The 21,213-nt window shown below is 32.4% G+C and carries 23 protein-coding genes and 1 pseudogene; 21 read left to right on the top strand and 3 right to left on the bottom strand.

Going from position 1 to position 21,213, the window contains the following annotated elements; translation table 11 throughout:
- Nucleotides 1-28 precede the first annotated feature (28 nt).
- Nucleotides 29-922, top strand: a complete 894-nt coding sequence (gene nikC / locus VQL36_RS14815) for a nickel transporter permease (RefSeq protein WP_349250060.1) — start codon at nt 29-31, stop codon at nt 920-922.
- Nucleotides 923-1,024: 102 nt separating this feature from the next.
- Nucleotides 1,025-1,711, top strand: coding sequence for a phosphatase PAP2 family protein (locus VQL36_RS14810; RefSeq protein WP_349250059.1), 687 nt, complete (start codon nt 1,025-1,027; stop codon nt 1,709-1,711).
- Nucleotides 1,712-1,759: 48 nt separating this feature from the next.
- Here the strand turns inward: VQL36_RS14810 and VQL36_RS14805 are convergent, their stop codons facing one another.
- Entirely contained in the window at nt 1,760-2,206 is a 447-nt protein-coding gene (locus VQL36_RS14805) for an Rrf2 family transcriptional regulator (RefSeq protein WP_349251189.1), read from the bottom strand.
- 145 nt (nt 2,207-2,351) lie between these two features.
- Here VQL36_RS14805 and hmpA point away from each other — a divergent pair, with 145 nt between their 5' ends.
- Nucleotides 2,352-3,569, top strand: a complete 1,218-nt coding sequence (gene hmpA / locus VQL36_RS14800) for an NO-inducible flavohemoprotein (RefSeq protein WP_349250058.1) — start codon at nt 2,352-2,354, stop codon at nt 3,567-3,569.
- Nucleotides 3,570-3,638: 69 nt separating this feature from the next.
- Here hmpA and VQL36_RS14795 read toward each other — a convergent pair whose 3' ends face one another.
- Nucleotides 3,639-4,724, bottom strand: a complete 1,086-nt coding sequence (locus tag VQL36_RS14795) for an LCP family protein (RefSeq protein WP_349250057.1) — start codon at nt 4,722-4,724, stop codon at nt 3,639-3,641.
- A gap of 315 nt (nt 4,725-5,039) precedes the next feature.
- Between VQL36_RS14795 and VQL36_RS14790 the strand changes: the two genes are divergently transcribed.
- The 13 genes from VQL36_RS14790 to VQL36_RS14730 all read left to right on the top strand — a co-directional run bounded on the left by VQL36_RS14790 (nt 5,040) and on the right by VQL36_RS14730 (nt 13,991).
- Complete coding sequence (locus tag VQL36_RS14790; RefSeq protein ID WP_349250056.1) at nt 5,040-5,561, top strand: cytochrome c3 family protein; 522 nt, start codon at nt 5,040-5,042, stop codon at nt 5,559-5,561.
- Between the two features lie 5 nt (nt 5,562-5,566).
- The gene (locus VQL36_RS14785) at nt 5,567-6,988 is read left to right on the top strand and encodes an ammonia-forming cytochrome c nitrite reductase subunit c552 (protein ID WP_413789576.1); all 1,422 of its coding nucleotides are present in this window, start codon (nt 5,567-5,569) and stop codon (nt 6,986-6,988) included.
- 44 nt (nt 6,989-7,032) lie between these two features.
- Nucleotides 7,033-7,458 carry a cytochrome c maturation protein CcmE gene (locus VQL36_RS14780; protein WP_349250055.1) on the top strand — a complete coding sequence of 142 codons (426 nt, stop codon included), beginning with the start codon at nt 7,033-7,035 and terminating at the stop codon, nt 7,456-7,458.
- Between the two features lie 45 nt (nt 7,459-7,503).
- Nucleotides 7,504-9,486 carry a heme lyase CcmF/NrfE family subunit gene (locus VQL36_RS14775; RefSeq protein WP_349250054.1) on the top strand — a complete coding sequence of 661 codons (1,983 nt, stop codon included), beginning with the start codon at nt 7,504-7,506 and terminating at the stop codon, nt 9,484-9,486.
- Between the two features lie 11 nt (nt 9,487-9,497).
- The gene (locus tag VQL36_RS14770; RefSeq protein ID WP_349250053.1) at nt 9,498-9,968 is read left to right on the top strand and encodes a cytochrome c-type biogenesis protein CcmH; all 471 of its coding nucleotides are present in this window, start codon (nt 9,498-9,500) and stop codon (nt 9,966-9,968) included.
- 12 nt (nt 9,969-9,980) lie between these two features.
- Nucleotides 9,981-10,358 (top strand): hypothetical protein, encoded by a 378-nt coding sequence (locus VQL36_RS14765; protein WP_349250052.1) that lies wholly within the window; start codon nt 9,981-9,983, stop codon nt 10,356-10,358.
- Between the two features lie 50 nt (nt 10,359-10,408).
- Complete coding sequence (locus VQL36_RS14760) at nt 10,409-10,810, top strand: hypothetical protein (protein ID WP_349250051.1); 402 nt, start codon at nt 10,409-10,411, stop codon at nt 10,808-10,810.
- A 16-nt stretch (nt 10,811-10,826) separates the two neighbouring features.
- Nucleotides 10,827-11,528 (top strand): heme ABC exporter ATP-binding protein CcmA, encoded by a 702-nt coding sequence (gene ccmA / locus VQL36_RS14755; protein WP_349250050.1) that lies wholly within the window; start codon nt 10,827-10,829, stop codon nt 11,526-11,528.
- Nucleotides 11,525-12,208 carry a heme exporter protein CcmB gene (locus tag VQL36_RS14750; protein WP_349250049.1) on the top strand — a complete coding sequence of 228 codons (684 nt, stop codon included), beginning with the start codon at nt 11,525-11,527 and terminating at the stop codon, nt 12,206-12,208. The genes ccmA and VQL36_RS14750 overlap by 4 nt, the downstream gene beginning before the upstream one ends.
- Nucleotides 12,209-12,213: 5 nt before the next feature.
- Nucleotides 12,214-12,891, top strand: a complete 678-nt coding sequence (locus tag VQL36_RS14745; protein WP_349250048.1) for a cytochrome c biogenesis protein — start codon at nt 12,214-12,216, stop codon at nt 12,889-12,891.
- Between the two features lie 190 nt (nt 12,892-13,081).
- On the top strand, nt 13,082-13,213 hold the full coding sequence (locus VQL36_RS14740) for a CcmD family protein (protein ID WP_349250047.1): 132 nt from the start codon (nt 13,082-13,084) through the stop codon (nt 13,211-13,213).
- Nucleotides 13,214-13,260: 47 nt separating this feature from the next.
- Entirely contained in the window at nt 13,261-13,776 is a 516-nt protein-coding gene (locus VQL36_RS14735; RefSeq protein WP_349250046.1) for a TlpA disulfide reductase family protein, read from the top strand.
- A gap of 26 nt (nt 13,777-13,802) precedes the next feature.
- Nucleotides 13,803-13,991 (top strand): hypothetical protein, encoded by a 189-nt coding sequence (locus tag VQL36_RS14730; RefSeq protein WP_349250045.1) that lies wholly within the window; start codon nt 13,803-13,805, stop codon nt 13,989-13,991.
- A 177-nt stretch (nt 13,992-14,168) separates the two neighbouring features.
- On the opposite strand, the gene recQ is transcribed toward VQL36_RS14730, so the two are convergent.
- On the bottom strand, nt 14,169-15,956 hold the full coding sequence (gene recQ / locus VQL36_RS14725; RefSeq protein WP_349250044.1) for a DNA helicase RecQ: 1,788 nt from the start codon (nt 15,954-15,956) through the stop codon (nt 14,169-14,171).
- Nucleotides 15,957-16,229: 273 nt separating this feature from the next.
- On the opposite strand from recQ, the gene VQL36_RS14720 reads away from it, so the two are divergent.
- The 5 genes and pseudogenes from VQL36_RS14720 (at nt 16,230) to VQL36_RS14700 (ending at nt 21,182) form a co-directional block, all read left to right on the top strand.
- Nucleotides 16,230-16,772 (top strand): cysteine hydrolase family protein, encoded by a 543-nt coding sequence (locus VQL36_RS14720; protein WP_349250043.1) that lies wholly within the window; start codon nt 16,230-16,232, stop codon nt 16,770-16,772.
- Nucleotides 16,773-16,942: 170 nt separating this feature from the next.
- A complete protein-coding gene (locus VQL36_RS14715) occupies nt 16,943-18,247 on the top strand; it encodes a hemolysin family protein (protein WP_349250042.1) in 1,305 nt (434 codons plus the stop codon).
- Between the two features lie 302 nt (nt 18,248-18,549).
- Nucleotides 18,550-18,750 carry a cold-shock protein CspD gene (gene cspD, locus VQL36_RS14710; RefSeq protein ID WP_160646336.1) on the top strand — a complete coding sequence of 67 codons (201 nt, stop codon included), beginning with the start codon at nt 18,550-18,552 and terminating at the stop codon, nt 18,748-18,750.
- A gap of 320 nt (nt 18,751-19,070) precedes the next feature.
- Nucleotides 19,071-20,291: pseudogene (locus VQL36_RS14705) on the top strand (hypothetical protein); the annotation flags it as partial.
- Nucleotides 20,286-21,182, top strand: coding sequence for a lamin tail domain-containing protein (locus VQL36_RS14700; protein ID WP_349251187.1), 897 nt, complete (start codon nt 20,286-20,288; stop codon nt 21,180-21,182). The pseudogene VQL36_RS14705 and the gene VQL36_RS14700, both read left to right, overlap by 6 nt.
- Nucleotides 21,183-21,213: the final 31 nt, after the last annotated feature.

The raw sequence follows: 21,213 nt of genomic DNA, 5'->3' as shown, positions 1-21,213 counted from the left end.
AACTCCTAAACAAAGGGGAGGATTACTTATGGCAGAACTAGCTCCAAATAAAGCTCCACAGCAATCCGTAGGAGGAACTCGTTTTCTCTTGTGGTTAGAAGCTTGGAAAAGTTTTAAAAAAAATAAATTAGCCGTTGTAGGTTTAATTATCGTTACCATTTTTATAATTTTAGCATTATTTGCTCCGGTAATAGCGCCCGAAGGCATTAATGAGCAAAAACTAGCGGATCGATTATTGCCGCCTTCAAGTGAACACTTGTTAGGAACAGATGATTTCGGAAGAGATGTTTTATCTCGGGTAATTCATGGTGCTCGTATATCACTATGGGTTGGATTCGTTTCAGTTATTGGATCTATCGTGGTTGGTTGTTTACTGGGAATTTTAGCAGGTTATTACGGGCGTTGGATAGACACGATTATTTCTCGATTTTTTGATATTATGCTTGCCTTTCCTAGTATACTACTTGCTATTGCAATTGTTTCAGTATTAGGACCTTCATTAAGAAATGCATTGATTGCTATCGCTATTATTAATGTGCCTAATTTTGGCCGCTTAATTAGATCAAAAGTTTTAAGTATCAAACAAGAAGAATATATTACAGCGGCTAAAGCAATTGGGATGCGAGATCGTAGAATTTTATTTCGTCATATTTTACCGAACAGTATGGCTCCAATTATTGTTCAAGGTACATTAGCTATAGCAACTGCTATTATTGAAGCTGCTGCATTAGGTTTTTTGGGGTTAGGAGCAGAACCTCCAAATCCAGAATGGGGAAAAATGTTAGCAGATTCAAAGGAATATTTAGTACAAGCACCTTGGACAATGTTTTTCCCAGGGATTGCAATTATGTTAACTGTACTTGGCTTTAATTTAATGGGAGATGGATTAAGAGATGCTTTAGATCCTAGAATGAAAAACTAAAATGTAACTTTAAAAAATGTAATGTTACCTATTGTTTTGATATACTATGTTAAGATAACAAAAATAGCATCACCATTAATGATTGTGGAGGTATTAAATGGCGTGGCTCAAATATCTAGGCAAGACAGAGAATTAACATTGCACTCAAAATCGAAATCATATATTTTAGTTTTATCTATACTATCACTTGCACTTTTTGTATTTTTGGTTTATTCATTAGATATAAATAATCCTTCAACTCTTGACATACAGGTTTTAGAATGGGTGGATCAATATGTTCCCAGTTTTTTATCAGGTTTTCTAACTCTTTTAACTGAAGCAGTGACCTATTGGTCTATTCCAATCGTAGTGTTGTTAGCAATGCTCTGGTTAGGATGGAGGAAGCGAGATTTAATAGGTGTAATTATTTTACCTATTGCTGTTGCAGTAAGTGAGATTTTAAAAGGGTCATTTAAAGATTTTTTTCAAAGACCTAGACCTGAAGTAAACATAGCAGTTGATGGAATAGGGTTTAGTTTCCCCAGCGGGCATGCACTCGTTGGACTGGTATGTTATGGTTTAATAGCTTATTTTTTAGTGAAGTATACAAAAAGAACAATAAATAAATGGATTATTTCTATCATTTTTGTTTTGTTGATAGGTTTGTTAGGTTTAAATCGAATTTATTTCTCTGTTCATTATTTTACTGATATTATGGCGGGATATTCTTTGGGGATTACAATTGTGTGTGCAACTATTTTCATTTATGAAAGTGTAAGTGAGTCTAAATTCAAGAAAAAAGTTAACTAATAAGAATAAAAATACCGCCTCTGGCGGTTTTTTTGTTTACTGTTAAATTCACTCATGTGAGTGATTCATTAATATTTTTTTCAATTCAGGTTCATTAGTTAATAGATCTTCTAATGTATAGTGATCTAATATTTCTAGAAATGCATTTAACGCCTCGTTTAACACATTTTTAAGTTTGCAGACTGGACTTATAATACAAGAATTATTTTCTTTATCGAAACATTCTACTATGTTAGATCTATTCTCAGTTTGTCTTACCACCCACCCAATATTGATATCTTTTGGAGCAGAAGCAAGTTTAATTCCACCACCTCTTCCTCTAATGGTATGGATCAATTTTAACAACCCTAATTCATAAACTACTTTCATTAAATGATTATTAGAGATTCCATAAGTTTCAGAGATTTCCTTTATATTACTTATTTTATCTTTAGGTTGAGTCGCTAAGTAGAGTAGGACCCTTAAAGTATAATCTGTATAATTTGTTAATCGCATCATTCCATCACTCCAATTGAACATTGTTCTTTTATTATACCTTTAATCGTTCAAAAAGTTGTAACTTAAACATGTATTTTAAATACTTGTTATAGATTATATTAAAGAAGTAAATAAAATACATCTTTTATGGGGTGAACATTCAATGAATCAAGATACAATTAATATTATTAAATCAACAGTACCAGTATTGCAGGAACATGGAGAGGAAATTACAAGTCATTTCTATAAGATTATGTTTAGTAATCATCCTGAGTTATTAAACATTTTCAATCATGCCAATCAAAAACAAGGAAGACAACAAAAAGCCTTAGCTGGGTCTGTATTAGCCGCTGCTGCCAATATAGATAATTTAGAAGCCATTCTCCCTATAGTGAAAACAATAGGGCATAAACATCGAAGTTTAGGAATTAAACCCGAGCAATATCCGATTGTTGGTAAACACTTGTTATTAGCTATAAAAGAAGTCTTAGGAGATGCTGCTACTGATGAAATTTTGAGTGCATGGGAAGAGGCTTATGGAGTCATAGCTGATGTCTTTATTTCCATTGAACATCAAATGTACCAAGATGCAAAACAACTTAATGGCGGTTGGAAAGACTTTAGAAAGTTTGAGGTTTACAAAAAAGTTGAAGAGAGTAAGGTGATTACTTCTTTTTATTTACGGTCAGAGGATGGTAAATCTATTTCAAGCTTTCAACCTGGTCAATATATTAGTGTAAAAATGAATATAGAAGGGAGGGAAAATACGCATATCAGACAATACAGTTTATCTGATTCCTCAGATAAAAATTATTACAGAATCAGCGTAAAAAGAGAATTAGGGGTTGAAAATAAACCTGATGGTTTAGTGTCAAATTATTTGCATGATCATGTGAATGAAGGAGATATTGTGGAAATAAGTGCACCAGCAGGAGATTTTGTGTTAAATTCAGAACATGATTTTCCAATTGTTCTCATTAGTGGTGGAGTTGGTCTTACTCCTATGATTAGCATGTTAAATACGTTAATTGAAAAAGAACCAAAACGCCCAGTTTATTTTATTCATGCAGCAATTAATAGTGAGTTTCACGCTTTTAGAGATCATGTTCAGCAGCTTGCAGCAAAACATGATCAGTTAAAATCATTAGTTTGTTATCAAGCTCCTACTGAACAAGATAAACAATCTAATGGTTTTGAAAAAGAAGGTTTTATTGAAATGGAATGGTTGAAGAACATCTTACCTTCACATCAAGCTGATTTTTATTTCTGTGGACCAGTACCCTTTATGAAGGTTATATATAAAGGATTAAATAAGTGGGGAGTAGATTTACAACATATACATTATGAATTCTTTGGTCCAAAAGCAGAAATTGAGGAATAATTAATTTATATAAACTTTCATATAAGGCCTTAGGATTAAGAAAATACTACGAACCTAAGGCTTTTTATGTTATTTAAAGTATTCAATTAATTCATCTTCTGAGGTATCTGAGTTTAGCCAATCATCAATCATTGTTTTTACTTTGGTATATTCTGTTTCACTAACATGATCGTACCAAATTTTTTGAGGGTTATCATTAGAAGCAATGCCTTTCAATGTGTATGTGTGAATTTGTGGATTTTCTGATTTTAAATATAAGTTAGCTAATTCTTTTATCATGTTAGGTTTCATATCTGTTTTTAAGTTTTCACCTACAATTTCGATGACATCAAATACTTTCGTTATATTTGATAGTTTTTTCGCTTCTTCTAAAATAGCTATAATAACTTCTTGATGTCGTTCTGTTCTTCCAAAATCACCTTGTGAATCTGAACGAAATTTTGCATAATTTAATGCTTCTTCTCCAGTGTAATTCTCTTTACCTCCAACAACGATAATCTCTGCTCGTGAATAGGTATATTTAATTAAATCTTTCTCAATTGGCAGGCTTACTCCACCCAGAGCATCAATAAGCTGTTTAAAGCCATAAAAATTAATTTTAGAATAATATTGAATGGAGATATCAAAGTAATGTTCAACTGTATCTTTCGCAAGCTTCACTCCACCAAATGCAAATGCGTGATTAATTTTATCTTTTCCTCTTCTACCCGGTATCTCTACGTAAGTATCTCTAGGTATAGATAGCAGCAACACTTTAAGATCAGATGGTCTAATGATAGACAGGATCATGCTGTCTGATCTGCCTTGCTCTTTTCCCCTTGCATCTTCTCCTAATAGTAATGTCGCAAAAGGTTCAGTGTTTTTAATTGTTGTACCATATACTGTTTCATTTTTATCCTTTAATTGCGTTTGTCTTGGAAACAGCTGAAAGTTAATAAGATTTGGATTATTTATTTGGTTCGTTTCAACGTTTTCATCTGACTCCAAAATATTTCCTTCATATGTCAATGGTTCATATGATTGTTCTAGTATGTCATCAAGATGTTGAGAAAAGAACCAATTAAATGCCATAAGTTTAATTGTGTTTTTTAGAAAATAACTAGAAGTGAAAATTAGCAACACTGCACCTAATATATAAATATACTTCTTTTTCATGAAAAAACTCCTAATATTAATTCATTTTCTTTATGTTTTCCGTTTATCAGAAAAATATAAAATAAGTTTACACGAACCATTTTTAGAAGTTTGTCAAATCATGTGATCTAAAAAAAAATATTTTATTAGAAAACATGTCATTATTGTCGAATTGCCAATTTTGAAACTTATGTGAATTATTTCACAAATATAAAGGATACAAATAAATACAGACAAATAAATTCCATATTTTGTTCATTTAATTGGTACATTATTCATTTTCTCTAAATGATACATTGTAGATAAGGAACTATTTCTTGCAAAAGGGGTGAGAGGATGTTTAAAAAAATAAAAGCGCTTGATAAAAGATTAATTTTATTTATAGGTATTTTGTTAGGTCTTATTTTTACGGTAGCAAGTGCAGAAACATTACATTACACTGATTCCGCTGAATTTTGTTCTACTTGTCACCCTATGGATACAGCTTATAGCAGTTTTTCTGATTCAATACATGCAAATTTAGATTGTAATACATGTCATGCACCAACTGATAACTTTGTAGAGAAAATTTTGTTTAAATCAAAGGCAGGTTTACATGATATTTATATGAATACGCTAAACGTTGATGAAATTCCAGATGTCATTCATGCAAAAGCTGCAACTGTTGAAGTCGTTCAAGAAAATTGTGTTTCATGTCACGAGAATTCTATCAACAATGTAAGTCATAATGTGAAAAGTACATGTGTTGAATGTCATCGTCAAGTACCTCATGGCAAAAAAGATAAAATTAAATCCGAGCAATTATATGAACCAGGAACGTACAACATTAAAGGTATAAATGAGAGTAGGAGGGAATGAAAATGATGGTTAATTTGAAACATTTGTTTCTTGTTTGTACTGTTTTGACTTTGACAGTTTTCATCATGTCGGCTTGTGAATTAAATACAGAAGGAACATCTGAAGTAGCTCTAACAGGTCTTTCTCCTGATGAAATCAGCAATGAAGCTTTTGAGAATCTTTTTCCTCTTCATTATGCTAGTTATCAAAGAAACTTAGAGATGGAAGATACAAGGTTTGGAGGTTCTGTTCTTGCGTCAAAGTTTGAACATAATAAAGAACCGTTTGCGCCTATATTATTTAATGGTTACGGATTTGCTAAGGAATATAATGAAGACCGTGGACACATTTACGCAGTAGAAGATAATATTTCAATCGCTAGAATTAATGATAAGTCAATTGGTTCTTGTTTTACCTGTAAAAGTACTGCCGTTCCAAGTATGATAGATCATTTTGGTGATGAGTACTGGAATAAAAATTTCCGTAATGAAATTATCCCACTAGCAGAAGAAATGGGTCATTCTCCAATAGGATGTTCAGATTGCCATGATCCTGAAACGATGGAACTTCAAGTGACTCGTCCCATGTTTGCTACAGCAATGTTAGAAAAGGGTGAAGATATATCTAATCCAACATTAAATGAAATGCGTACTTATGTTTGTGCGCAATGTCATGTAGAATATTATTTTGAATCAGAAAATAAAGCTGTTACGTTCCCTTGGTCAGAAGGTTATCAACCTGAGGAAATGTTTGAATATTATGAAACTATTGCAATGGAATCTGGATTCTCCCAAGATTGGATACACAATGTCTCAGGTGCACCAATGTTAAAATCACAACATCCTGAGTATGAGACATGGGCTGAAGGTACACATGGGAAGGCGGAAGTGAGCTGTTCTGACTGCCATATGCCATATACTCGTGAAGATGATAGAAAAAAAATTACGAGTCATTTTTGGACTTCACCTCTAAAAACAATTGATCAATCTTGTCGTACTTGTCATTCTGATCAAACGGAAGAGGAGTTAAAGGGCAAAGTTGAATCAATTCAGGAAATGAGTAAAGATGCATTGGATAAAGCAGGGGATATTTCGATAATCTCACATTATTATGTGAACAAAATGATTACATCGGGTGTATCAGAAGATAAAATCAAACAAGCGCAGGATTTAGTAAGAAAGGGACAATGGTTCTGGGATATTGTTTCTGCTGAAAACTCAACTGGCTTCCACAATCCTCAAGGTTCAATGGATGCTTTGAAAACATCTGTAGAAGCTTCTAGTGAAGCGATTATTTTAGCAACTGAGGAGCTAGTGAAACTGGACGTAGACATAAATGAATTAAAAGAAGAAATCGAAAAAGTTAAAAAAGCTGTTTATGACGAACCTGATAATTTCAAGAAAAATGAACATGCTACCAACGATTTTTTTCCTCCTCAAAAAAAATAGAGAAGGATATAGAGAGTTGAAAAGTTATGAAAGAGGTGAAATTTATGAAAAAGAATAAAAAGATGCTCATAAGTTTTAGTGCAGTTTTTGTTGCAATTATTATTTTATTAGTTGGAGCTACAACAAAAACTAGTGGTTCTGAGCTTACTTTGCAGGAAATTATACTAGAGCCTCATAAATTTCAAGGGCGTTTTTTAATGACACAGGGTGACTTAATAGAAAACTCAATTCAATGGAATGCTGATCTAATTGAACTTAGTTTCCAAATAGAAGATGAATTCGGGAATAATTTGTCCGTTGTCCATCAGGGTGTTAAACCAGATAATTTCAGTGAAGATGTGATTGTGATTGTTGAAGGTTTTGTTCATGATGATGGGACCTTCACAGCAGAGAAGGTTCAGACGAAATGTCCTTCAAAATATGAAGGAGAAGAATACGATCCTGAGTTACATGATCAAGAGATGGAATAGAGAGTGATTAACAAACAGTAGTGTTCATTGAAATGAGGGTATATTATGCATAATATCGGAGTTCTGACAATCTATTTGGGTTTAGCTATTTCTATTTATTCATTCATTGCATTCATTGTTGGAGTAATAAAGCAAGATCAAAAATGGGTGAATAGTGGCAAAAATGGAGTCTTGACATTATTTCTTCTAACAAGTGTAGCGGTAATTTTTCTATTATATGCCCTAGCAACCAGTCAATTTCAATTTAAATATGTATCCTTGTACACAAGCAGTGATCTTCCAATTGTATATAAACTCTCAGCTTTATGGGCAGGAAATGCTGGTTCACTATTACTGTGGACATTTTTGTTAACGATGTACACCACAATGGTTGCGTTCTCTAATAAAATGAAAGGAAATCCGATGGTTCCTTATGTTTCTACAATTATGTTAGGGAATGTGATCTTTTTTTATTTTATTTTATTAACGACTACAAAACCATTTGAACTAAACAAATTTATTCCTCCTGAAGGTAATGGATTAAATCCAATGCTGCAGGATCCAGGCATGATTATTCACCCCATAACACTCTATTTAGGTTATGTAGGTTTAGCTGTTCCATTTGCTTTTGCGATAGCAGCATTGATTTTAAAAAACGTAGATTCCTTCTGGATACTTATGACAAGACGTTGGACTTTATTAGCTTGGTTGTTTTTAACTCTTGGGAATTTATTGGGTGGATATTGGGCTTATTTAGAGTTAGGCTGGGGTGGATATTGGGCATGGGATCCAGTAGAAAATGCATCATTTATGCCCTGGTTAACGGTGACAGCATTTCTACATTCCGTCATGATACAAGAGCGTAAAGGAATGTTAAAGGTTTGGAATTTATCTTTAATTATTTTATCCTATGCACTAACGTTGTTCGGTACATTTTTAGTACGAAGCGGTGTCTTAACTTCTGTACATGCTTTTGGAGATACAAATTTAGGAACTTACTTTCTAATTTTTATGGGCATAGCTGTAATTTTTGCAATGTATGTCATGATGAGTAGGTATTATTTACTTAAAAAAGATAGCGATCATTTTGAATCTTTTTTTTCAAAAGAAAGCAGTTTTTTAATTAACAATTTAATTTTAGTAGGTGCAGCATTTGCTGTATTTTGGGGCACGATATTCCCGCTAATTTCTGAGGCAGTAAGAGGTACTAAAGTAACCGTTGGTGTACCGTTTTTTAACACAGTAATGTCTCCTATATTGTTGGCACTGTTGTTTCTCATGGCCATTTGCCCACTAATTGCTTGGCAAAAATCAACAATAAAAAACATACAGAAGAATTTTTTAATTCCAGCATTATTAACCTTCATTGTTGCAGTTCTTTTATTTACTATGGGGATTAAAACTGCATATCCTATTTTCGGATTTACTATTGTAGCATTTATGCTATTCACTCACATTTCTGAAATTTTCCGTGGGGTTAAAGCAAGACGTTCTGTTACACTAGAAAGTTATCCATTTGCACTCATTCGCTTAATTTCAAAAAATCGTCGTCGTTACGGAGGTTATACCGTACATTTTGGAATTGCATTGATTGCCATAGGTATTATAGGTTCACAGAATTTTAGTGTAGAGTCTATGAAAACAGTTGCTATAGGAGAAAAGATAAACATAGCAGACTTTGAAATTACATATGAAAATTTAGCTCAAAAACGTGAAGGACTTAATGATATCGTGTTTGCTGATTTAAAAGTTCAAAAGAATGGAAAACAGATGGGTTACATTCAACCAGAAAAAATCTTTTATGGTAATTGGCAACAACCTTCAACTGAAGTTGGAATGATAAGCAGTTGGCAAGAAGATCTATATATTGTGATAAGTGCATGGGAAAGAGACTTACGAGCAACTTTTGTGGTTCGTGTCAATCCGTTAGTAAAATGGATTTGGACTGGTGGAGTTGTTGTAGTTATTGGTACGTTATTTGCTATTTGGGGGGGCAGACAAAATCAAGTCATTCCAAGATATCGTGGAACTCAAAGAAAAGTTACTTGAGGAGGACGATGATGAAACGATTCGTTTTTTTGCTCATTTTCTCATTACTATTATCAGTTAATGTGATTTTTGCAGAAGAAGGTTTTGATTATAGTTCTAAAGAATTTCAATCCATTGTGAGCATGTTGTCTATGGAAGGTCATAGCAGTGATGATTTAGCAACTTGTCCTGTCAAACAAACTTATTATAATGAAGTTGCAGAATTCTTGGCACAAGGGAAAACCAAAGATGAAATTTTAAATGACTATGTTGATCAGTTAGGGGAAGAAGCATTAGCAGCCCCAATCAAAACGGGCTTTAGTCTCACCGCATGGATCACCCCATTTTTATTATTGTTTTTAGCAACATTTCTAGTTTATTTCTTAATTAAAAAATGGGTAAGTCCAAATCAATCTAGTGACTTAAATCGAGAATTTATAGATGAAACAGAAAATGAAATCTTATTATCTGTTATTGAGAAAGAACGGAAAAAGTATTTTTAGGATGTGACAAGGATGGACTTTATAGTTCTGCTAACAAGTGCTCTCATGATCATAGGTTGTTTGTATATGGTTTTATCTCCTTTTTTTCATCAAAAGATATTTACAGATGGAGATTTAAAAAAATCTTCCGATAACGAAGTGATAAAAAAGGAATTTTATGCAACTTTAAATGAGCTTGAGATGGATTATAAAATGAATAAATTGTCAGAATATGATTACAAACACTTGAAGGAAGAGGTTGAATTATTTTTTATAGAACTATTAAGAGATGAAGATCAATTACCAGAGCTACTCGAGGAAAAAGAAAATAAACAAATCTTAGAAGAGATCCAATCAGAAGTTGAGATTGAACTAGAGTTATTAAGAAAAGAAAGAGGATTAAAGGGATAAATTTATGAAAGGAAGGTGAAAACCGCTGTGATCTAATTCAGTGGGATAACATGAATTTCTTTCTTTTAACAGAATCAAATGTAACTAGAAGCTCACCGAATTTTCACAATGAAGGTCATATTCGAATGTGGTATGATTCACCATTAAGAGAGTTTAATCCACACATTGTTTTGATTGTTTTCGGAAGTATTCTTTTAGCATTTGCAGGTTATTATATCGTTTTTAAATTGAAAAAAATAGATGGGTTGGAGCATGGGACTTCGATCACGCAAAATGAAAAACAAATTCAGGACTTATTACAAAAACGTTCTATCATATTAGACAAAATGATTGATTTAGAGCAGTCACATCAATCAAGAGGAATGGATCAATATGAATTCACAAAAAAATATGAAGGTTATAAACAGCAACTAATTCAAGTGAAATTGAAATTAAAAAAGTTTACTGAATAAGTTAGGAGGTTTTACAGTGATTAAGACAGTAACTCTAAACAAAACCATTGGAGAAAAAACAATTTTAAATGATATTAATATCACTGTAAATCAAGGTGAAACGGTTGGGATATTAGGTCCTAATGGTGCGGGGAAAAGTACGATTCTTAAAATTATTGGGGGATTAATGAAACCATCTTTTGGTCATGTAATGATCGACAATGTCTCATTAAAGGAAAATAATTTACAAATAAAAAAGAAGATTGGTTTTTTAGCACATAACAGTTATTTATATGAACATCTTTCTCCTGTAGAAAACTTGACTTTTTTCGGTAAATTATATCAAGTTAATCAGCTTGAAAATAAAGTGAAAGAAATGATTCGCGAAGTAGGATTACAGTTTTTTATGAATGAGCCAGTTCGTTCTTTTTCTAGAGGTATGATTCAACGTTTGGCCATTGTAAGGGCGATTGTTCATGATCCATCGATATTAATTTTAGATGAACCGCATACGGGACTTGACCAACAAGCCATCGATATTTTGAATAAAGTCATATTAAAAAAGAAAAAACAGAGAACAACCATTTTAATGGTAACGCATGATTTAACTCAAGCAATTGAATCATGTGACCGATTTATTTTAATGAAAAAGGGTGTAATTATTGATGATTTTGTATTAGAGGGTAAAAATGTACATCAATTAAAAGAAATCTATTTAAGACAGGTGGGCTATACATGAGAGATTTAATAATTTCAGCATTAGCTATCACCTGGAAGGATTTATATGCGGAGTGGAGGACAAAACAAGTTTTAAGTACAATGTTAATCTTTTCAGGTCTTGTCATCGTTACTTTCAGCTTTGCTTTTGATCCTACGAATAACACTGTTAGGGCAGTTATTCCAGGCATGATATGGGTGATTACGATATTTGCTGGAATTCTAGGTTTGAATCGATCATTTATATCAGAGCAATATAATGATAGTTTACACGGATTAATTGTTTCCCCAATTGATCCATCTAGTATATATTTAGGGAAATTTCTCTCAAATTTTATTATTGTTTTGTTTGTGCAAATAATTACGATTCCCCTATTATTTATTTTGTTTGAATACAAAATGAATGGAAATATATTATTGTTTGTGCTTGTTTTATTTCTAGGCAGTGTAGGATTCATTTGTGTTGGTACTTTTTTAGCAGCACTTTCGGCAAATTCACGAAGCAGTGAAATGTTGCTGCCGATCATATTGTTTCCTGTAATTAGTCCAATTGTGATTGCAGCTGTGCAATCTACTCGAATCTTATTAATAGATGTAGAAGAAATTGAAAGTTTATTCTCTTGGATCAGCTTAATGGCAGGATACGATTTATTATTTTTTGTGTTTTGTTTCTTTTTATTTGAATTCATAATGGAGGTGTAATAAAAATGCATCGATCTTTGGTTTGGATTCTCATTATTTTAATGAGTGCTGCACTTTATTTAGTGTTTATCTGGTCACCAATAGAGAAAGTAATGGGGAATGTACAAAAAATCTTTTATTTTCATGTTGGATCAGCTTGGGTGGCATTTCTTGCATTTGGTGTTGTGTTTGTATACAGTATCCTGTTTTTAATAAAGAGAAAACGGTCTTATGATATGATCGCTGGTATTTCAGCAGAAATAGGCGTTTTGTTTACTGCGATTGTGTTAACAACGGGTCCTATTTGGGGTAGAAGTGCTTGGAATACATGGTGGACATGGGAACCTCGTTTAACAACCACATTCATTTTGTTTTTCCTTTATTTAGCGTACATTTTTATTCGACGTATGGATGGAGCATGGGAGAAAAAGGCAAGATTGGCTGCTGTTTTTGGAATTATTAGCTTTATTGATGTACCTATCGTATTTATGGCGATTAGGTGGTGGAATTCCAAACTTCATCCGATTGTATTTGGTGATGCTCCAAATCAATCAGGAGGTGGGATTGAAGGAGAAATGTTAGCCACTCTCCTTTTTTGTCTTGGTGTGATCACATTGCTTTATATCGTATTACTACAAAAGGGGATTTACATCGAAAAAACAAAACTAGCAGTTGAAAATTATAAGAAAATCACATATCGATGACCTTTCGAAGATGTCGTCGAATCCTTCTTTAGAGGTTGATTTTCTTGAGGATACAAGTATGAAATAATAATACTTTCCTATCCTATAAACAAGAAAAGTTAATGAAATAAATTTTCTATGCCACAAATGCATTATTTAATAGAAAAAATTCAAAGCGATACAACTTACATTTATTTGAGGAGGGTTAAAAGTGAGCTATTTATTTGTTGCTTATATGGTAATCTGGATTTTATTATCAGGTTATTTGATGATTTTAGGTAAACGTCAGCAAAAGATAAATAAAGAAATTGAATTCATTAGAGAGCTTGAAAATAGTAAATAATTATTTAAATTAATGGATTCAATGTTTTACTGAAGGAAGGGGTTAACTTGAATAAGAATGGAATATGGTGGGTTATTATCATTTCTGTTGTTGGTGTATTGTATATCCTAGCAAATGGGCTTAGAGGTGTTGAGGTGCCAGAAATAGGCGAGGTTGCCTATGATTTTAAGTTGTACAGTACAGATGATGAAATTTATAGGTTATCTGATTTTAAAGGTCAGTATGTTGTTCTAAACTTTTTTGCAACATGGTGTTTTCCTTGCCAAGATGAGGAACCAGAATTAGAAAAATTTCATCAAAAATATGGAGAGGAATATCCACTTCTCATTATTGATCGTAGTGAGCCGAAGAATAGAATTCTAGAATTTAAAGAGGAGTATGATTCTACAACAACCTACTTAATGGATAAAGATGATAAGGTTTCACAATATTATGGTGTTAGAGGACAACCGGAAACATTTATTATTACTCCAGAAGGGATCTTACTAGAAAAAATAATTGGACCTACAACGTCTGAGGATTTAGCTAGTAAAATTTACTTAGCTACATTAAATAACAAATAATATGAACTAATTATGAGGTGATAGAGTTGAATGGGCATAAACCGGAAATGCAGCTTACAATTGATCATTTAGTAATAGTACAAGAAGAGATTGATAAAATAGTGACAGGTAAAAAAACGACAGTTAGAAGGCATGGTAAATATGCTGAAGTTGGAGAGATATTAAACATTAGACGGTCAAAATTATCGAATCAAAAATGTATTTCAACAAGCTAATAAAGATATGACAGATGAAGATGCGACAAACATTAAAATTCAACCCTGAAAAGTATTTTTGGGTTCACGTGTTAGAAAAAATGGAATGCTTAATAAATTAAGAAAGCCCCGCAAAAGTTTTTAAACTAGTTTTATAAATGGATTTCAAAGTTATAGTTTACTTTTGCGGGTTATTTTTTACCCTGTTATTGAATCTTGAAAATCAGCTAAACATTTAATAAACCTCTCCCCATATTTTTGAAACTTTGCCTGTCCTACACCTTTTATTGCTAAAAATGCAGCCTCATTATTAGGGCGTACCTCACACATTTCCACCAATGAAGCATCATGGAAAATTGTGAATGGTGGAAGATTTTCTTCATCTGCAATTTGTTTTCGTAAACTCCTCAGAACTTCGAACAAATCTTTGTCATAATTGAAGGAAACTTCTTTTTTTGCAATGATCTGTACTTTTTGAAATACTTTTTCTTCTCCTTTCAGTACCTGTATGGATTTATTGTTTAACTTGACTATAGGAAATTTACTTTCAGTCAATTCAAGAAAACCATCTGCGATAAGTAATTGGATAAGTTGTATGACTTCTTTTTCCTTTTTTTCTTTCATCAAACCGTATGTGGATAATTGATCAAATTTAAATTGTTTTACTTTACTGTCAGCAGACCCTTTTAAAACCTTAGCAGTTAAAGTGACCCCAAATCTTTCTCTCATTCTTTTTACACAAGAAATTACCTTTAAGGCATCATTTGTGATGTCAGTTAATTCTCGATCATCTTTACAGTTGCTACATTTATGACAAATATCATAAGTTTGATCTCCAAAATAACGAACGATATGTTGTTGTAAACAGTTACTTGTATGGCAATAATCGATCATTTGCTGTAACTGACTATATTCTTTTGCTTTATAATTGTCATCCTTTTCAGATTGTTCAATCAAATATTTTTGTGTAATGATATCTTGAGGTGAAAATAATAAAATACATTCACCGGGTTCTCCATCCCTACCAGCTCTTCCAGCTTCTTGATAATAAGACTCAATATTTTTTGGTAAATTTAAATGAATGACAAAACGGACATTTGATTTATCAATTCCCATACCAAAAGCATTTGTAGCGATTATGATTTTAATGTCATCATATAAAAAATGATCTTGATTTGATTTTCGTACTTTTTCCGTTAATCCAGCATGATATTTTTCTACACTAAAGCCCAATTTCTTAAGATTTTCGTAACATTGATCTACTTCTTTACGAGTAGATGCGTAAATCACTCCAGATTCCTCGGTACGATCCTTCAAATAGTTTTGTAAAAAGTCCTGCTTATTAACCCCTTTTAGAACGGAAAAGGAAAGATTATTTCTAGCATAGCCCGTTTTCGTAATATTCGGTTTCTGTAGTCTTAAGTTGCTTATAATATCTGCTTCAACTTTATTTGTTGCTGTAGCCGTAAATGCTGCGATAACTGGTTTCTTTGGTAATTTGCGAATCAGTTGATAGATGTTCATATAACTTGGTCTAAAATCATGCCCCCACTGTGAAATACAATGTGCTTCATCTATAGCAATTAAAGGAATATGAATGTTTTGAAGTCGCTCTATAAATACTTCTGAATCTAACCTCTCTGGTGCGATATATACGAGTTTATATTTTTGATGTGAAATATTCATCAGACGATTGTTCATTTCTTTCCTTGAAACAGAGCTATTAATATATGTACTAGATACTCCCATCGTGTTTAAAGTATCTACTTGATCCTTCATTAACGAAATTAATGGAGAGATAACAAAGGTTGTCCCCTCAAAAATAAGAGCTGGTAACTGATAACATAATGATTTGCCGCTTCCTGTTGGCATGATGGCGACAGAGTCTTTTTTTTGTAATATACTTTCAACTATTTCCTGCTGCCCTTGTTTAAATGAAGTATATCCATATACATCTTTTAGTTTCTCATATATCAAACGTTCCATAATAAACTTCCTTTCATTGAACCTGTAAATCATTCATATAATTATCAATTAACAAAATCTTTTCATAATTTCATAAAGTTTAACCTTTTTAATCATGCTAAAATATGGAATAATTAAATTATTACACTTAATATAGCAATTTTATCACTTACTTGGCTCCACGACATCCTCTAAAAGTCTCCAATAAGTGAATTTTTCCTTATTTATTTCTATATAATCTGTTGTTTAAGGATTATTGTTCTATTATTTCAAAATGAGGTAGGAGGGTTTGTGATGAAAAGCGAAGCTTTACTTATAGTGGACATGAGTAATGATTTTGTACATAAAAATGGAGCGTTATCCGCGGGTGTAGCTGCACAGAAAATTGTACCTTATATTATGGAAATAGCTCAGACTTTTTTAGATCAAGAAGGTTTAGTAGTTATCACAATGGATGCTCATCAAAAAAATGATAAACACTTTGAATTATGGCCAGCGCATAACGTTGTAGGTAGTTGGGGTCAGAAGTTATATGGAGACTTAGGAAATTGGTATGAACAAAATAAAAACAACAAAAGACTTTTTTACGTGCCAAAGGAAAATTATAATGCATTCCATGGTACAGATTTAAAAGTGATATTAAATGGTTGGAATGTGGAGAAGGTTCATATTACAGGTGTATGTACTGATACATGTGATTTCTTAACGTTAGCAGGGGCGGATGCAAATGGATTTAAAACTGTTATTCATAGCAGAGGAACAGCGACATTTACCAAACATCAAGAATTATTTTTAGAGCATGCAAAGTTATGTTTTCATACGGAAATTATTAAGTGAGAAATAATGTGATTAATCAAGCTGAATTAGAATGAGTGTGAATTATCTTAATCAGAAAGTGCAACTTAATGTAATTTTTGATAAAATAGAATATATCTGATTATTTATATAATCTTCTCAAATTGAATCAGGAGGTGAAACCTTACCCTTTAAAGGTGTAAGGTACTTTTTTGGATTATTTTAATTTATTGATCGTAGCATTACTTATATTTTTTACAGCTTTTTTTGTCGCAGTAGAATTTGCAATAGTCAAAGTAAGAAGTACAAGAATTGATGCTTTAGTAAGAGAAGGGAATAAAAATGCGAAAGCAGTGAGAAAAGTAATCAACAATCTTGATGGTTATTTATCTGGGGCGCAGCTTGGGATTACAATCACTTCTCTAGGGTTAGGTTGGATTGGTGAACCTACAGTAGAACATTTGTTACTCCCTGTATTTGAGTATTTTGATTTATCAGAGACAGTCACTTCAACCTTATCCTTCATTATTGCTTTTAGTATCATTACTTTTTTACATGTCGTACTTGGTGAGCTTGCACCAAAGACCGTTGCTATTCAAAAAGCTGAAAGAGTTAGTTTGATGTTAGCAAGACCTTTGATATTATTTAACGCTATGATGTATCCTTTTATTTGGGTTTTAAATGGCTCAGCTAGAGTATTTACAAGATTATTTGGTATTAAACCAGCATCTGAGCATGAACTAGCTCACACTGAAGAGGAACTGCGTCTTATTTTATCTGAAAGTTACAAAAGTGGTGAAATCAATCAATCTGAACTCCAATATGTAAATAATATTTTTGAATTTGATGATCGACTTGCAAAAGAAATTATGATCCCAAGAACTGAGATCAGCGTTATTTTTAAAAACAATGATGTGAAAGAAAATTTAGCGATTATAAATAAAGAAAAATATACAAGGTATCCCGTTGCTATAAAGGATAAAGATCAAATCATCGGAATGGTGAATGTGAAGGAGATCTTTGGAGATTATATAAATGGTAAACAAGAGAAACTTGATCATTATATTCGTCCAATTATCCAAGTAATTGAGACGATACCCATTAAGGATTTATTAGCTAAATTACAAAAAGAAAGAATGCATATGGCTATTCTTGTAGATGAATATGGAGGTACTGCTGGCTTAGTCACTGTTGAAGATATATTAGAGGAAATTGTAGGGGAAATTCGTGACGAATTTGATGTAAATGAACAACCAAACATTAATAAAATTAATGAAACAAGTGCAATATTAGATGGAAAAGTTTTAATTGAAGATGTAAATGAATTATATAATTTAAATATAAGAAATACAGATTTAGATACCATTGGTGGTTGGGTTTTGTCTGAAGCTGATGAAATTGAAGATGGAATTGTTATAAAAAAAGGCAGCTATGATTTTAAAATCGTCGAGCATGATGGGCATCAAGTGAAGAAAGTTGAAGTAAGAAAAAGTTCTTCAGACAAAGAAGAGAAATAACTAGTTATGTTAAATTCCAAAAATAAAAGTCAGCTTCTAGTTATGTGGAAGCTGACTTATTCTTTTAAGATTTTATAATATTAAAGAAGTTTACACTTCAAATAAGTTTGCTTTTAAATTCATTAAGTGGTATAGTTAATTTAAATCATTTACAAATATAATACAGATTTAATTTAGCTGTAACTTTTAAGGAGAAAGCAGAGTTGAATCTTCTTAAAAGTTGCAGCTTTTTAAACGTTTTATATAGGTAAAATGATTAATTATGAATATGTACTTAAGGTATATTTAGGAGGATTTTTTAAATGCAAAACGGTACTGTAAAATGGTTTAATGCTGACAAAGGTTTCGGTTTTATCGAAGTTGAAGGTGGAGATGATGTTTTCGTACATTTCTCAGCTATCACTGGTGAAGGTTTCAAAACTTTAGAAGAAGGTCAAGCAGTTTCTTTCGACGTAGAAGAAGGTAACCGTGGACCACAAGCTGTTAACGTAGTAAAAAAATAAAGAAATAAAGCGAATAATCGCTTTTAAGCATATTTATTTCAAATCTAACGTTTACAACAATTAAATGAAAATCCCTGCTGGTATTAACTAGCAGGGATTTTTTTGCACTTTAAAAATATTTATAAATTTTTTAAACACTTCTAATTTTCAAGCTAGAAGCTCAGGTTGAATCGGATCCTCAAAAAAGAATTACTACTTAAAAAAAATTTACAATTGGGAAAATTATCTATGCATTTCTGATCAATTTTTGATACATTCAAATAGAAGGTCAGAGATTGTTTATGTTCTGATCAAAAATATAATTTATGGGAGAGTGTTTTATGTTTTTTCAATCAAAGGAAAAAAAGTGGTACTCCGTAATGATTATTTTTAGTTTATTGTTTTCTCTTTTATTTGCGACTGTACAAAGCTTTGCTGAAGGACCTGATGATCCTGCCCCAGAAATTCAAGCAAGAGGACAAGTAAATGGCAAGTCTGTTTTATTTGATAATACACACGGTCAAACAGCTGGTTCTGCGGATTGGGTCATTGATGGTGCTTTTTCTGATTTTGCAAATGCGATTGCTGATCAAGGTTACTATGTAAAGGAACTTAGAAAATCATCACCTATTACATACAGTGATTTAAGTACTTATGATGTATTTGTCATCCCTGAGGCAAATATACCTTATAAAGTTTCTGAACAAAATGCTATGATACAATATGTTCAACAAGGAGGAAGTATTTTCTTTATATCTGATCATTACAACGCTGATCGAAATAAAAATAGGTGGGATGCTTCCGAAATTTTTAATGGTTATCGTCGTGGTGCATGGGAGGACCCAACAAAAGGGATGAGCATTCAGGAAGCAAACTCGACAGCTATGGAAAACGTGGTAAGCTCTGATTGGCTTGCTGAACAATTTGGAGTTCGTTTTCGTTACAATGCTATAGGTGATGTAACTGCAAATCATATAGTGAGTCCTGAACAATCATTTGGAATAACAGAAGGTGTTCAGAATGTAGCTATGCATGCAGGATCAACATTAGCTATTTTAGATCCAAAAAAAGCAAAAGGAATAGTTTATCTTCCACAAACCAATGCTGCATGGAGGCATGCAGTAGATCAAGGTGTTTATAATAATGGTGGATTAGAGGAAGGTCCATACGCAGCGATATCTAAATTAGGTTTAGGTAAAGCTGCATTTATAGGAGATTCTTCACCAGTTGAGGATATCTCTCCTAAATATGTTAGAGAAGAAAATGGTCAGACAAAAAAAACTTACAATGGCTTTTTAGAACAAGATGATGCTAAACTCCTTGTGAACATCATAAATTGGTTATCTATACAAGAAAATTATTCTAGTTTTGATACAGTTGCTGGTTTGGAGTTAGATCAACCAACTTCTTTATTAAATATGGAAATACCTCAAAATTCGACTGAACCTGAATTCGAGCCTTGGTCACAGCCAGATGCTGGATACATTTGGTGGGATGCTTCAAGTTTCGCAAAAGGTTCATATGGGTACACTGATTCAAATCCAACGGACCCTTCAATAGTAGATGGTATTTATTTCTCTGAATATATTGAGGGGAGTGGCTATAATAAAGCATTGGAAATTTATAATGGATCTGGTGAAGATATCAATCTCTCCAGCTTTAAGATCGAGCTCTCTAATGTATCAACAGCCATTTCATTAACTGGAACATTGCAAAAAGGAGATGTATTTGTCATATCTCATTCAAGCGCAGATCAAAGGCTTTTGAACGTTTCAGATATGACAACGTCCAACCTTTCTTTTAATGGGGACGATTCAATTACATTAAAACTAAATGATGATATAGTTGATGTAATAGGGGTAATAGGTACACAATTTGCCAAGGATATCACGTTAGTACGAAATGAAAACATTACTTCGGGAACAACAAGCTATAATAGTGCTGAATGGTCAACACATCCTAATAACACGTTTGATTATATCGGAACACATACTTCAATAGGTGGAGGTCCAAATACTACTGAAAGCTTATTCTTTTCAGAATATATAGAAGGTAGCAGTTTTAATAAGTCTCTGGAAATTTATAATGGAACAGGGCAGGATATTAATTTATCTGGTTATTCTATTGAATTGTCAAATACTTCAGCTTCTATAAATTTAAGTGGGATATTACGAAACGGAGATGTTTTAGTCATATCTCATTCAAGCGCAGACCAAGCGTTATTAAATGAGTCAGATATGACGACGTCGAATCTTGCCTTTAATGGAGATGATTCTATAACATTAAAACATAACAATGATATCGTAGATGTAATTGGAATTATGGGCACACAATTTGCAAAAGACATCACATTGGTACGAAATATGGACATTATTTCAGGGACAGCAAGTTATAATAGTAATGAATGGACATCTCATCCGAATAATACTTTTGATTATATAGGGTCTCATTAAGAATTTAATTAGTCAAAAATGATAAAAGACC

Origin of the sequence: Chengkuizengella sp. SCS-71B, from assembly GCF_040100845.1 — a bacterium.
In the GTDB taxonomy this organism is placed as follows: domain Bacteria; phylum Bacillota; class Bacilli; order Paenibacillales; family KCTC-33759; genus Chengkuizengella.
Note: the sequence above shows the minus strand (reverse complement) of the source record. Positions and strands in the feature narration are given on the sequence as shown.